This is a genomic window from Pseudomonas salmasensis, from assembly GCF_014268375.2.
GTDB classification, from domain to species: Bacteria; Pseudomonadota; Gammaproteobacteria; order Pseudomonadales; family Pseudomonadaceae; genus Aquipseudomonas; species Aquipseudomonas salmasensis.
The window spans coordinates 136,657-148,861 of the sequence record NZ_CP077083.1 but is presented as its reverse complement, the minus strand read 5'-3'; the positions used below and the strand labels follow the sequence as shown (position 1 = coordinate 148,861).

The 12,205-nt window shown below is 60.7% G+C and carries 12 protein-coding genes; 6 read left to right on the top strand and 6 right to left on the bottom strand.

Going from position 1 to position 12,205, the window contains the following annotated elements; genetic code table 11:
* Positions 1-72 precede the first annotated feature (72 nt).
* Complete coding sequence (locus tag HU731_RS00630; protein WP_186606599.1) at positions 73-3,558, top strand: hypothetical protein; 3,486 nt, start codon at positions 73-75, stop codon at positions 3,556-3,558.
* Between the two features lie 72 nt (positions 3,559-3,630).
* A complete protein-coding gene (locus HU731_RS00625) occupies positions 3,631-4,506 on the top strand; it encodes an AraC family transcriptional regulator (protein ID WP_186606598.1) in 876 nt (291 codons plus the stop codon).
* Here HU731_RS00625 and HU731_RS00620 read toward each other — a convergent pair.
* Entirely contained in the window at positions 4,448-5,035 is a 588-nt protein-coding gene (locus tag HU731_RS00620) for a LysE family translocator (protein WP_186606597.1), read from the bottom strand. The genes HU731_RS00625 and HU731_RS00620 overlap by 59 nt on opposite strands.
* 746 nt (positions 5,036-5,781) lie before the next feature.
* Here HU731_RS00620 and HU731_RS00615 point away from each other — a divergent pair.
* Positions 5,782-6,270, top strand: coding sequence for an HIT family protein (locus HU731_RS00615; protein ID WP_186606596.1), 489 nt, complete (start codon positions 5,782-5,784; stop codon positions 6,268-6,270).
* On the opposite strand, the gene HU731_RS00610 is transcribed toward HU731_RS00615, so the two are convergent.
* The gene (locus tag HU731_RS00610) at positions 6,254-6,736 is read right to left on the bottom strand and encodes a GNAT family N-acetyltransferase (RefSeq protein ID WP_186606595.1); all 483 of its coding nucleotides are present in this window, start codon (positions 6,734-6,736) and stop codon (positions 6,254-6,256) included. The genes HU731_RS00615 and HU731_RS00610 overlap by 17 nt on opposite strands.
* Before the next feature lie 177 nt (positions 6,737-6,913).
* On the opposite strand from HU731_RS00610, the gene HU731_RS00605 reads away from it, so the two are divergent.
* Positions 6,914-7,249: a hypothetical protein gene (locus tag HU731_RS00605; RefSeq protein WP_186606594.1), complete on the top strand. Its 336-nt coding sequence runs from the start codon at positions 6,914-6,916 to the stop codon at positions 7,247-7,249.
* Here HU731_RS00605 and HU731_RS00600 read toward each other — a convergent pair.
* Positions 7,239-8,852, bottom strand: a complete 1,614-nt coding sequence (locus HU731_RS00600; RefSeq protein ID WP_186606593.1) for an ATP-binding response regulator — start codon at positions 8,850-8,852, stop codon at positions 7,239-7,241. The two genes, HU731_RS00605 and HU731_RS00600, sit on opposite strands and share 11 nt — an antisense overlap.
* A 182-nt stretch (positions 8,853-9,034) precedes the next feature.
* On the opposite strand from HU731_RS00600, the gene HU731_RS00595 reads away from it, so the two are divergent.
* Positions 9,035-9,637 carry a LuxR C-terminal-related transcriptional regulator gene (locus HU731_RS00595; protein ID WP_186606592.1) on the top strand — a complete coding sequence of 201 codons (603 nt, stop codon included), beginning with the start codon at positions 9,035-9,037 and terminating at the stop codon, positions 9,635-9,637.
* A gap of 13 nt (positions 9,638-9,650) precedes the next feature.
* Here HU731_RS00595 and HU731_RS00590 read toward each other — a convergent pair whose 3' ends face one another.
* Both HU731_RS00590 and HU731_RS00585 read right to left on the bottom strand, forming a co-directional pair.
* Positions 9,651-10,280, bottom strand: coding sequence for a ribonuclease T2 family protein (locus tag HU731_RS00590; protein WP_186606591.1), 630 nt, complete (start codon positions 10,278-10,280; stop codon positions 9,651-9,653).
* A gap of 45 nt (positions 10,281-10,325) precedes the next feature.
* A complete protein-coding gene (locus HU731_RS00585; RefSeq protein WP_186606590.1) occupies positions 10,326-11,303 on the bottom strand; it encodes a Gfo/Idh/MocA family protein in 978 nt (325 codons plus the stop codon).
* A 126-nt stretch (positions 11,304-11,429) separates the two neighbouring features.
* Here HU731_RS00585 and HU731_RS00580 point away from each other — a divergent pair, with 126 nt between their 5' ends.
* Positions 11,430-11,792, top strand: coding sequence for an NUDIX hydrolase (locus HU731_RS00580; RefSeq protein WP_186606589.1), 363 nt, complete (start codon positions 11,430-11,432; stop codon positions 11,790-11,792).
* A gap of 15 nt (positions 11,793-11,807) precedes the next feature.
* Here HU731_RS00580 and HU731_RS00575 read toward each other — a convergent pair whose 3' ends face one another.
* Positions 11,808-12,056 (bottom strand): DUF1652 domain-containing protein, encoded by a 249-nt coding sequence (locus HU731_RS00575; protein ID WP_186606588.1) that lies wholly within the window; start codon positions 12,054-12,056, stop codon positions 11,808-11,810.
* Between the last annotated feature and the right edge of the window lie 149 nt (positions 12,057-12,205).

Genomic DNA, 12,205 nt, shown 5'->3' with positions numbered 1-12,205 from the left:
AACCCCCTGCTACGAAGGTGCCGGCCGCCACTGTCAACATCCGGGTTTGCCCTCAAGACCGGAACCGTGCTCATGGAAGACCTTCGCCCCCTCGCCCTGACCTGGGATACCTTGCCCAGCGATACCGCCCTGCCGGTCACGCTCACACCCACGACCACCTTTGTAAGTGAACGCCAAGCCTTGCTCACGAAGGGTGACCGCAACCTGGTCGACCAACTGACAGGCCTGCTTTGCGTCCCGGCGAGCGAGGCCGTGGCAGCCCCCACACACCCCATACCGATTGCCGCAGGGTCATTGCTCGGTCAATGGAGCGCAGCCTTCGGTAAAGCCGTCAACGCCAAAGGTTTCAGGGCCTGGGTCGACGCCCAAGGCATTGACCCCAAGAGCGTGCGGGTCCACAACAGCACCCTGAGCGCTACCGTGGGCAACCTGCCCAAAATCTTCAAGCTGGCCGACGCGTCCGGCTGGTGGGCCCACGCCAACCCGATTATTTTCATCAGCCAGCTAATCGACCCGACAGCGTTGGGCATGCCGTTGATCGACCCGCAGCCGCAGGCGAGCCCCCTCACATGGCCGTTAAACCTGGCACTGGCGTTCCATGGTTTGCCGATGCCTGCCAATCACCTGCAGGTCCAGGCGATTGTCGAAGAACTAAAGACCTTGGGTCGTTTCCCGGGCTTTGACGATAATGGGCGCAGCAAGTCGATGATCTACGCAGAATTGACCGAACAGGCCAAGGACCGCCAGCAACTGGCCGATGCGCTGGCCCGGATTGCCCTGGACAGCGAGGCGTATTCGCCCCTGGACATTTATCGCACGCGTGTACAACTGACGTCCGATTCGCGACTGGCCAGGACCTTGAAACAGGCAGGGAGCCTGCTGCAGGCGATCGTGGATGAAAACGATCTGGGCGCAACGACGCAAACAGCGTCCCGCGTGTACTTCGACTTCCAGCTTCAACAACTGGCGGTGCCCCTGATTGGCAGTACGCTTGAGTGGAACTTCCTCGTGCCGGCCAATCGCGATGCGCGCTGGGACACGTTGGTGTCGATCGGCAAGCAATTGGGCCTCGATCTTTACCTGAACCATAGCCTCAGCGTGGCTGCGGCATTGCAGGCATACGCCATCGAACGGCCCTGGAGCTTATCGGCCATCAACGCCCTGGTCGGGCGCCTGCGCCAGGTGCCCGCACCGACAGTACCGGTAATACTCAATGGCAGACGCTCCTTTGCCGAGCTGTACCGTCACCAACACTTTGTCGGTGTATTGAATGACCGTCATACGTTGCACACCGCATTGGCGAAGGTCATCAACGATGACGCGCTACTAAAGCCCGACGGGCTTGATGGGGTGATCAGCGCCGATCCGGACGCCCTTGAGGCCACCGTGAAAAAAGCCTATGACCAATTGACCGTCCTGACCGACGACTTGGCCTTCCTGGCCTTGCGCGTACGCGAGCGTATAGACTCCTCCAGCCCAGTGGTACTGAGCGCCACCGGTAGCCTCTGCGCCGATGACCTGGACGGCAAACGGGTATCGCTGACCGATGCCGTCCTGGAACAACCCAGGCTAGCGACGCTCTTACGCCAACTTCAGGACGCGGCAGCCAAAACCGGTGGCTATCTGCGCACGGACAACACAGTGACCCTTGCCCAGGCACTGAAGCTTTACCACTTCAGTTTGCCCCGCACACTGGAAGAAGCGCGCGCTACGTTGCAGCGCCTGGAAGTCATCCAGCCGCTGTCAGTCAGTGATCGTGCCTGGTGGCGGGCGCTCAAACCGTCGACCGGCTGGCAGACAACGGCGTGGCAGTTGTCGACGTCGGAGCGCCAGCAAGTCTTGACCCTCAGCAACGCATTCATGACGGACAAGGACGGTCTGCTGTTTGAAGTGCTTGGCGGGGCCGACCTGGCCGGTAAGTCCATAGCCGATGTGCACGCCGAAGCAGACTTTCTCCTGATGCGCATGCTGGCGTCCCCTTTGGCGCAACAACTGGGTGAACGCCTGTCAAACACCCTGCACTGGCACGGCGGGCATGCCGGTGAACGCACCGAGAGCGGCAGCCGCAACGCGCTGATCCTGGCCGCGCTGATTTTGAGTCTCGACCCCGAGCCGCACGTGCACCCCACCCGTATCAACGGCATCGACTGGCAGGGTGATTACTACTGGGGCGAGTCCGCCTCGTTCACTCGCCGCCAGATCGAAGCCAGCCTGTATGGGCTCAGCGCACCAGTCGCAGCCCTCGCCGCCCACCTGCTGCTCTGCGGGAAAAGCCCACACTTGCTGGTTCGCGACATCCCCGAATCGACCCCTTGCCAGAGCTCTCAGGCCTGGGTGCTGTTCCGCCAGTACGTGAGCTATATGGAAAAGGTCGTGCAAGGCTCGTCTCGTCAGTTGAGCTATCAGCAGATCATGAGCCTGGCCTACCTGCCCCCCGAGGGAACCTGGAAAAACTTCCTGGACAGCCACGAAGCGGCCGGCCCTATCCTGGACTGGGCCGAGGCCAATGGCGTGCTGCGTGCCCAGGCACGTACCGGGCCCCAGGCGTTGAACACGGCGCGCCAAGCGCTCAACTTTCAACGTACACGCCTGGCGTCCACTCTGCGGACATTTGCCCAGCCCATCGTAACGTTGCGCCAGACCGCTCTGGAGGATCTGCGCGAGGTCTATCCCGACAACCCCCTACTCGAAACACCCCTGTTGATGTGGCTGCCGCAAAGCTCGCCGTTTTCCGAAGACGGTCGCTTCGAGAATGTACATACCGGCCCCAAGTATTCGTTCGTCGACCTGCACATGGCTGGCAGCCTGGACGCCACCTCAAACCGCTGGCACTCCTCGAACCCGGCGATCAAATACCGGGAAATGGCCAAGCGTTTTCATTTGCTGGGGCAGATCAACAGCGTTTTTGCCAGCGCCTTTGACAAGAAGCTCCAGCAGGTGAAGGCCGCCTATGGAGAGTCCATTCGCTATTGGCTGTCACACCTGACCTTGCCGCGGCGTGAAGCCCTGGAATACGGCAATGTGCAGTTTTTCAGCGTGAGTCGGCGGGGGCCGCGCGCCTCTACTGAGGTGGGCCGATTGGCGGTGCTGGTGTATGTCACGTATTTCACTGACCAGCACTTCTATGAGTTCTTTCCCAAGCAGGTGCTGATTCGCCCACGACGCGACCTGAACTACACCCAGGTCATGCAGGCCGTCGACACGGCCACTCACCAAGCCTGGATGCGCTTCGACTGGGCGGCGTATGCACGGGGAACGCCGCCGGCCAAAGTCGCCGTGACGGATGTTGACACCCGCTTGGTGCTCAACAAGCTCGACCATGAGCTGCCCAGCGCGGACGACATTCCCGCACCAGACAGCCTGGGCCGGCGCGTCCCCAGCACCTTGGATTCACCACGCAGCTACGCACTCACGCAGGTTATTGTCGAACAGCACCTGCTGCACGACAGCTTGGCTTTGAGCCAGCAAGCCAAGTTGCCGATTAGCCTGCAGGCAGCCGCCAGCGGCAGTGACCCCTGGGCCGACTACCTGCGCGGCCTGGCCCTCGAACATCCCTGAGGCTTGAACAATCGCGTTTTTTATATAAGGCTGCAGGCCTGCTCATTCAATTACCACCCGGAGCGCCTGCCCATGACCGCCGTTACAGCACCGCGCTTCTGGCGCGACGAACGCCTGCCGCTCATCGAAGCGCGCACCATCGCCGACGGGCGCAAGGTCACCTACACCCGGCACGCCCATGAGCATTTTTCCATCGGTGCGATCACCACCGGCTGCAGCTATTACCACTACGGCGCGCGCACCTTCGACATCAGCGCCGGCACCGTGGTGCTGATGAACCCCGGCGATGTGCATGCGTGCAATCCCATCCATGACCAGCCCTGGTCCTACCACATGCTGTACCTCGACACGCCGTGGCTGACCGACCTGCAATACCAGTTGGGGTTCAGTACCGACCAGGGCTACCGGCCCTTCGACACGCCCCATACCCGCGATACCGCGCTGTACCACGGCTTGCTCGACCTGTACCGCACGCTCGTGGATGCACAGGCCGATCTGCTGCAAAAACAGAGCGCGCTGGTGAGTTACTTCACCGAGGTACAACAGCGCCTGAACCCTTCGTTGGCGCCGGTGCGCGAGGTCAACCACAAACTGGAACGCGCCGCCGACTACATCCGCGCCCACTGCACACAAGCCTTGAAACTCGAAGACATCTGCCAGGCCGCCGAATTGTCGCCGTCTTACCTGATCCGCGCATTCAAGCAGTATTACGGCTTGACGCCCCACGCCTTCATGGTCAACCGACGCATCCAGTTCGCCCGCAGCCAACTGCGCAATGGCGCGCTGATAGCCGACGTCGCCCTGGCTGCGGGCTTTGCCGACCAGGCGCACTTCCAGCGCACCTTCAAACAACACTTCGCGGCCACGCCGGGGCAATACCGAGAAAACCTCAAGCCATCAGCAAATAACCCACACTGGCCACCAGCAACGCGGCCATTGAGCGGTTGAACAGGCGCACCCCCTTCGGGTTGTTCAAGTAGCGGCGCAAAAACGTCCCCGCATACGCCCAGCACGCTACCGACAGGTAGCAGATCACCAGGTAAAGCGCGGCAAACAACCACACCTGCGCCGCATCGCCATCGGCCACAAACAACCCCATGCCTGCCACACACGCCAGCCAGGCTTTCGGGTTGAGCCACTGCATGATCGCGCCATACAGCATCGACGGCGCGGTGTGCGCACCGTCGGCGTCGAGCCGGCCATCATCTACTGCCAGCTTCCACGCCATATACAACAAGAACGCGACGCCGCCCCAGCGGATCAGTTGGATCAGGATCGGCCAGCGCACCAGCACTTCATGCAGCCCCAGGCCGATCAGTATCAACAACAAGGTGAAACCTACGGCGGCGCCGAACACATGTTTCTGGCTGGCGACAAAACCGAAACGCGCACCGGCACTTAGAGCAACCACATTAACGGGGCCCGGGGTAATGGACGTGGCCAGGGCAAAAGCGGCCATGGAGAGAATCAAGCTCATTACAGTTCCTTGTGTGATGCCAACGATATTGAGATCACGGTAACGCGCAGGGCGACGAGGGTATTGAAGAAAATGCCCCTGGGTACTTCAGAAACGGACGCTGATCTAATTGATGCCCCCACGATCCAAATGATGCCCCCACGATCCAAATGTGTGGCTTGCCTGCGATGGCGGCCGTTCAATCGACAGAGATGTCGAACGTGCCGCCCACAGGTAACCACGATGCGAAGCGAGCCGCTGTTGATCTTGCTCTTGATCTGCTTGTGATCTTGATCTCAGGCGCCCCGTTAAACCACGCTGGCCGAACGCAGGCTTGAATTCGTGGGTAACCCGGCAGGACGCCGGGTTAGCCGCCCCGCGCCATGGATGGCGCGTGGCGGCGGCCCACGAATTCAAGCCTGCGTTCGGGCACACCGAGCCCAAGCGAGGTGCCGAGTGGTGGGGCAAGAGCCCTTTGGTTACTTTGGGGCTCTTCCAAAGTGACCCGCCGTCAGGGCGGAACCCTAAGTGGCCGTTACCGCAGCAATGGATATGTACACAATCCAACTGTGTCGCCTGCCAGGCCGCCTTCGCGAGCAAGCCCGCTCCCACAGTTGGATCGTAGGGTGTCAGGTAGATATGGGCCGGCTGTCAGGCCGTCATCGCAGGCAAGCCAGCTCCCACATTTGGATCGTGGGGCGTCAGGTAGATAACTGGAAGGATAAGCCTTGGTATCCTGCCACTCCAACCCACAGGGCCCCGTGCGCATGCAAATCAACCCAGCCTTTATCCTTCACCAAACCGAACACTGGCAACTCAACCACCACCTGACCTCGAAGCTGCCGGGCTACCTGATGCTGGGCGCCAGGGCGCCGATTGACGCCCTCCCCGATATGCCTGAAGCCGCGCTGGCCGAACTGGGTGGCCTGCTCGCCACTATCCAGCGGGTGATGCAAACCCAGCTCCAGCCCAAATGGCTGTATATCAGCCGTTACGGCCATGTGCCGGGCTTGCCACTGCATTTTCATTGCATCCCCGTCTATGACTGGGTAGAGCAAGCGTTCTGGCGGGACGAACGCTATCGCTCGCTGAACGCTTTCGGTACGCAGCCCCTCGAGCCCATGACCGATGGCGCTGAGCTGACCCTGTTTGTATGGCGCGAGTTTGGCGAAAGCCCCACCCCGCCGCCGATTCAAGGGCCAGGGATAGCGCCTGTGATCGAGCAACTGCGCACTGCATTCAAACAGGCGTCATAACCCGCAGTGGCTTCACCATCGGTACACACGCCAGCACCAACCCGGACGGAGAGCGATACACCGCCTGCTCATCGCCCACATACCCGCACGCTCTATAAAAATTCACCGCGTTCAATGTTGCATCCAACACAACCTGCTCAATCGCCTGCTGCTGCGCCACCTGTTCCAAGTGAGCAAGCATCGCCTTGCCAAACCCCCGCCCGCTGAATACGGGCAATACAAACAAGGCGCCGATTTCATGGCTGGCAAGATCCAGCATGCCCGTGGCGACAGGTTCGCCATTGAACCATCCCATGAAGAACTGTTTTTCCATCAGCGCGCCGTAGCCATCACTGGCGCGACCTCGGGTCCAGAGCGCCATTTGTTCAGCGCTATAGGCGCCAATGCAATGGCCACGAATGGCCTCACGACGAATCTCAAACGCACGCTCGGCGTCGTCCGGCGTGGCACGTTTTATCTCCAGCATCGCAAGCTCCTTCCATGACCTCAAACTGCCATTAGCCCATTTGTGCTAATCGACCCTACCTCACAGCGGCGCTATATTCCGCGGCACTTCCAACGTTCTCACCCACACCGCGCATTCAGTGCGCGTGGGTTCGTTGCGCGTTGGAAAAACCAAAAACAACCCCAAGGAAGAAGCACCATGAAACTCCACTCCCCTGTCACTCGCCTTGCCCTGTTGGGCGCCTTGATCATCGGCGTCGCCGGTTGCAGCAATATCAAGCCCACCGAAGACCATCTCAAAAAGCTGTCTGAAACCAATCTGGGCGAGCCCGTGAAGCGTATCTCCAATGTGCGCAGCGATTCCATGAGCACCTACTATGTAGCCAACACCGCGTCCGGCGAATACAACTGCTCCGTACCCAGCGGGGCCAGCGGCGGCCTATTTGCGGTCGCCAGTTTTGGCCTGATGAAGCCTGCCGCCTACTGCCAGCCAAAAGGCGCGCGCGGCAATGCAATGACGCCGTTCATGCAGTAATTTTTTCCTGACTGAGCTCACGCAGGGTGCCGCGCAGTTCCGCAGGGCGTACCGGTTTGGACAGGATGGCGATCTGACGGTCGTGCAACGCGGCCTGGATTTTCTCCACGTCGTGCCCGGTGAGGATCAGCGCTGGCACCGCCCAGCCACGTTGCTCGCGTAGCTGGTCGATGCATTCGATGCCGGTGGCGTGGTTACCCAGGTCATAGTCGGCGACGATGATGTCGCAGTCGCTGACCAAACCCTGCCCCGTGGACTCGGCCTGCACTTGGCACCCCCAGCGCTCGAGCAGGGCCTGGGTGGCGAGCAGCACGTTGTAGTCATCCTCTACCAGGCAGACTTTCAGCCCGGTGAGCAGCCCGGCCTGACGTGCGTCGTCGCGCAGCGCCGGTTGGTGCGGCGCGTTAGCCAGGGCCAAGCCATGCAGGCTGACAGAAGTGCCACGGCCCACCCGCGAACGCAGGCTCACCTGCAACCCCATCAACTGCCCCAGGCGCTTGACGATGGACAGCCCAAGGCCCACGCCTTCGACGTCCTTGTCACGCAGTTGGCGCACGCGATAAAACTCTTCGAAGACCTTCGACAGATGCTCCCTGGCAATGCCCCGCCCCTGGTCGTGCACCTCCACCACCAAGCCGCTATCGCGAACACGCACACCGATCAGCACCGGTCGTTGCGCGCCGTATTTGAAGCAATTGGAGAGCAGGTTTTGCACCATGGTTGCCAACATGCCCGGATCGACCAGCACCCAATGGGCGCAGGGGCGCAAGCGCAACTCCACCCCCGCCCAGCGTGCGGCCTCGGCATTCTGGCGCACCAGGTCGGCGAGAAAGTCGCCCAGGTGAATCACTTGGTATTTGGGCAACAGGCGCCCGTTGTCGAGGGTGTAGAGGTCGAGAATCGAACGGAACAATTGCGAGACGTTAAGCAGCGAACGGTCGATATTGTCCACCAAGCGCTGTTCGTCCTCCCCCAAGCGGGCTTCGCGCAGGCAGGCAGTGAACAGGCCGATGGAGTGGATAGGCTGGCGCAGGTCATGACTGGCCTGGGCGAGAAAGCGGGATTTTTCCAGGTTGGCGGCGATGGCTTGTTCGGAAGCCTTGCGCGTGCGCTCCAGCAGAATATGCGCATACACCGGGATCACCGTGCTGGTGATCATCAGCATCAGTACCATGAACGGCTGCGCCTGCCACAGCGGCGTAAGCTGGTACACGATCAGCAACGCCAGCAATGCCAACCCCGTGGCTATCGCCAGGTAGCGCGAACCGTAGCGCATGCCATTGCCCAGGTTTACCCAGACCATCACCGCATACAGCGGCAATGCCGCTTCACCACCCACCACCAGGCCGAACGAGGTGCCAGTGTAATCGTGGATCATGCCGAAGATCCGCCGCGCCGGGTAATGCCCGGGCCAGCGCGCGATCACCTGGCGAAGCACGATGGACGCCAGCAGGAACAGGAAGATATACAGGATCACCGGCAGGTAGGTGTCCAGCGATTGCCCAGGTAGGAAACCCAGTAGGCTTATATACACAATGGCGATGGTGGCCACCACAATGCGCAGGTTAGCCTGATCGAGTTCGGAGTTGGTCTCAAGACTCATCGTCATATCCCTGACCTATCATCTGTAGGAGCGAGCTTGCTCGCGAAAGCCGTTAACGATAACGCGTTTTGCCTGAATGAACGCAGCGCCTGTGAGTTCTTCGCGAGCAAGCTCGCTCCTACACCGACGTTAAATAAATTAGCATGCCTGGACACAGGCCTTGCCCCAGGAAGGAGCACATCATGACCGGCCGGATCATCATCGCCGACGACCACCCCATGTTTCGCGAAGGCATGACGCGCACCGTGCAGCGCCTGCTGCCGGGCGCGGTGGTGCAGGAGGCCGGCGACCTGGCCACGGTGAATGCGTTGCTGTGCGAGGCGGGCGAGGTCGACACACTGATCCTCGACCTGCGCTTCCCCGGCCTGACCTGCATCAGCCAACTGGCCGAGTTACGCCAGCAACTGCGCCGTACCACATTCGTGGTGGTGTCAATGGTCGACGACCCCGCGCTGATCGAACAGGTCATGGCGCTGGGCGCCGACGGTTTTATCGGCAAGAACATCGCCCCGGATGAGATCGGCCAGGCCCTGCTGGCGATCCGCGAGGGCGAAGTGTTGGTCAAGTTCGCCCCTTCAGGCCTGCTGCCCCTCGACACCCACACCCTCACCCCACGTCAGCAGGAGGTGCTGCGCCTGATTGCCCAGGGCAAGACCAACAAGGAAATTGCCAAGGCCCTGAACATCTCGCCGTTTACCGTGCGTATCCATGTGTCGTCATTGCTGCGCAGCCTGAATGTCCCCTCACGCGCTGCAGCTGCGGTGAAGTATTCCGGCGAGCTCTAGGCGCCTGCGCTGCTCAGCGCTGCGTGGGAATACGAATATCGCCCCCACGGCATTGGCTTTTCACACTGCGCGGGCAACCGGCAAAGGCCAGGTCCTTGGTCAGGCACACCCGCACCTCCGACAACACCTTACCCTTGCAGATCACCGCCATCCCGTGGTTGCCCATGCGTGGGTTGCTCTCGCGAAACAGCGCCTCGATCTCTTTGGCCTGCAATGACGGCGGCGTGTTGAACGGTTGCAACTGCTGCGGGATCACCACCGCACCAAGCGCCACATCGGTCTTCTCCAGATACTCCAACGGCTGCAACCCACTGCAGGTGCCATGCTTGGCCCACTCATGCTTGAGCAACGCACGGGTGGGAAACAGCGCCGCGCCCTTGTCTATTTCTGCCTCGCTCAAGTGCGTCTGCGGCGTACAGGACGCCGGCCACCCTCCCCGCGCGTATTGCGGCCACAATCCGTGCAACACAAAACCGTAGCCCTTGCCCGAACATTGCTCGTTGCCTGGGTGCGTGAGGCAAAACGTGGGTGACCACGAGAGCGACAGCACATAGAAATCAAACTCGCCCGACTGCCCTTGGCTGCGTGGCGCCGCCGTTGCCGCGGTGGCGATCAGCAGCCACAACACCATCCAGTATTTCATCCCGGTATTCCTTTAAAAGAGTAAAGCCTTACGCTATCGCCACGACTAGGGATGATGGGAGTAACGGTGTAGCACCTTGTCCAGGATGATATCGGTCTTCAGCGCTTCGATGGCCAGCGACGGATGCACGGCCTCGCCACGAATATGCGCATTCATGTTCAGCACATGGTGCCATTGAATATGGGTGTGACACGGCACTTCCAGCACTTCGGTGGTCTCGCCTTCAAGACGCAGCGGTTGGTCCTCGAACACCGAAAACTGAATACGGCCGCGACTGCCGATCAGTTCGACCCGGTCTTCGCGACGGTCCGCCACAAAGTTCCAGCAGCCCATGCCCAAGGCACCGTTGGCGAATGTCCAACAGGCCGTCACTGCGTCTTCTGCTGCGTAGCGTCCAGCCTGTCGCGCCGAAAAGCCTGAGACTTCAACGATATCGCCCGCCAGGTACTGGAACAGGTCAAACCCATGGCTGGCCAGGTCGGCAAAATAACCGCCACCGGCAATGGCCGGGTCGGTGCGCCAATTGGCAGCGTGGGTGTCTGCTGCGGCCGCAGGCTTGCACAGGGTCCAGGTCAGGTGGCGCAACTCGCCGATACGGCCTTCCTGCAGCCAGGTGCGCACTTGCTCGAAGCGCGGCAGGGAACGCCGGTAATAGGAGACAAACAGGTGCAGCCCGGCGCGCTCGAAGGTGCGCTGCATCAACGCGCTCTGTTCAGCATTCAGCGACATCGGCTTTTCGACGCAGCAATGCTTGCCTGCCGCGGCTACCATCAAGGCGTACTCAAGATGACTGTCGGGCGGTGTGGCGATGTAGACCGCATCCACCTCGGGGTCGTCGATCAAGGCCTGGGCATCGGTATAGCAACGGGCAATGCCATGGCGCGCCGCATAATCGCGCACCGCCTCGGCACGCCGCCCCATCACGGCCACCAATGCCGAACCTGGCGTTTTATAGAAAGCCGGTCCACTCTTCAATTCAGTGACACTGCCACAGCCGATCATGCCCCAGCGTATGGTCTGCATTAAATGCCCTCGTTCAAATTCGTCAATCGGGCAGTATCCACATACCGGCCCCGGCGCGCCATAACCACTTAGCATGACATTTGCATTACACTTTTATGACATTCATCCGGCACGGGGGCACACTCGATGAAAATTAGGGCAACCGTCATTTGCGAACATGCGGGGCACATCCTCTTCGTGCGCAAGGCCAGATCAAAATGGGCATTGCCCGGCGGGAAAGTGGAAGCGGACGAGCGCCCGGTAGGCGCGGCGGAACGCGAGCTGGAAGAAGAAACCGGCTTAAATGTGGATGGCTTGCTGTACCTGCAGGAGCTCAAGGCCCGCGACACCCTCCACCATGTGTTCGAGGCCTCGGTGGTCAATATCGACGAAGCACGGCCGTGCAACGAAATTGTCGATTGCCAGTGGTATGCCTACAGCGCCCTGGATGAGCTGGACACCACGGACGCCACCCGCCACATCGTCAAATCCTTCCTGCGGCGCCTCTGACGCGCTGGGCAGCCGCTAACCCACTGCAGCAAACCCACGGCGCCCGGCCTTTATCTCGGTACGCAACTCACCAATCAGGTTGGAGATGGCACGGATGCTGTCCAGGCCCTCGGGCGATACGCGGGTCAGCAGCAAGTCGACACGGCCGGACGTAGGCTCGAACACGCTGATGCGCAGTGAGCCATCGCTGTTCAAGCAGCACTCACACGAAAGCGGCAGGAAGCCTGAGGCCATGATGCGGTTGAATTCGGTGATGGAAATCATGATCAGCCCCCCGTCCCTGGGTTCTACCCGATTGAGGTGATGCAAGCAGCATAGATAAGGTTTCGCCGGCCACCGGACAATTAATGCAATAGTGTTAGCCAGCACTCATTTTGTCGGGCGTGGCGGGCCATGAACTGCAAACCAGGATT

Excerpts from the sequence above, each read along its gene's own strand:
- HU731_RS00575 (WP_186606588.1), bottom strand. The coding sequence starts at position 12,056 with ATGATTTCCATCACCGAATTCAACCGCATCATGGCCTCAGGCTTCCTG.
- HU731_RS00605 (WP_186606594.1), top strand. The coding sequence starts at position 6,914 with ATGAAACTCCACTCCCCTGTCACTCGCCTTGCCCTGTTGGGCGCCTTG.
- HU731_RS00585 (WP_186606590.1), bottom strand. The coding sequence starts at position 11,303 with ATGCAGACCATACGCTGGGGCATGATCGGCTGTGGCAGTGTCACTGAA.
- HU731_RS00595 (WP_186606592.1), top strand. The coding sequence starts at position 9,035 with ATGACCGGCCGGATCATCATCGCCGACGACCACCCCATGTTTCGCGAA.
- HU731_RS00620 (WP_186606597.1), bottom strand. The coding sequence starts at position 5,035 with ATGAGCTTGATTCTCTCCATGGCCGCTTTTGCCCTGGCCACGTCCATT.
- HU731_RS00625 (WP_186606598.1), top strand. The coding sequence starts at position 3,631 with ATGACCGCCGTTACAGCACCGCGCTTCTGGCGCGACGAACGCCTGCCG.
- HU731_RS00590 (WP_186606591.1), bottom strand. The coding sequence starts at position 10,280 with ATGAAATACTGGATGGTGTTGTGGCTGCTGATCGCCACCGCGGCAACG.
- HU731_RS00580 (WP_186606589.1), top strand. The coding sequence starts at position 11,430 with ATGAAAATTAGGGCAACCGTCATTTGCGAACATGCGGGGCACATCCTC.
- HU731_RS00600 (WP_186606593.1), bottom strand. The coding sequence starts at position 8,852 with ATGAGTCTTGAGACCAACTCCGAACTCGATCAGGCTAACCTGCGCATT.
- HU731_RS00610 (WP_186606595.1), bottom strand. The coding sequence starts at position 6,736 with ATGCTGGAGATAAAACGTGCCACGCCGGACGACGCCGAGCGTGCGTTT.
- HU731_RS00630 (WP_186606599.1), top strand. The coding sequence starts at position 73 with ATGGAAGACCTTCGCCCCCTCGCCCTGACCTGGGATACCTTGCCCAGC.
- HU731_RS00615 (WP_186606596.1), top strand. The coding sequence starts at position 5,782 with ATGCAAATCAACCCAGCCTTTATCCTTCACCAAACCGAACACTGGCAA.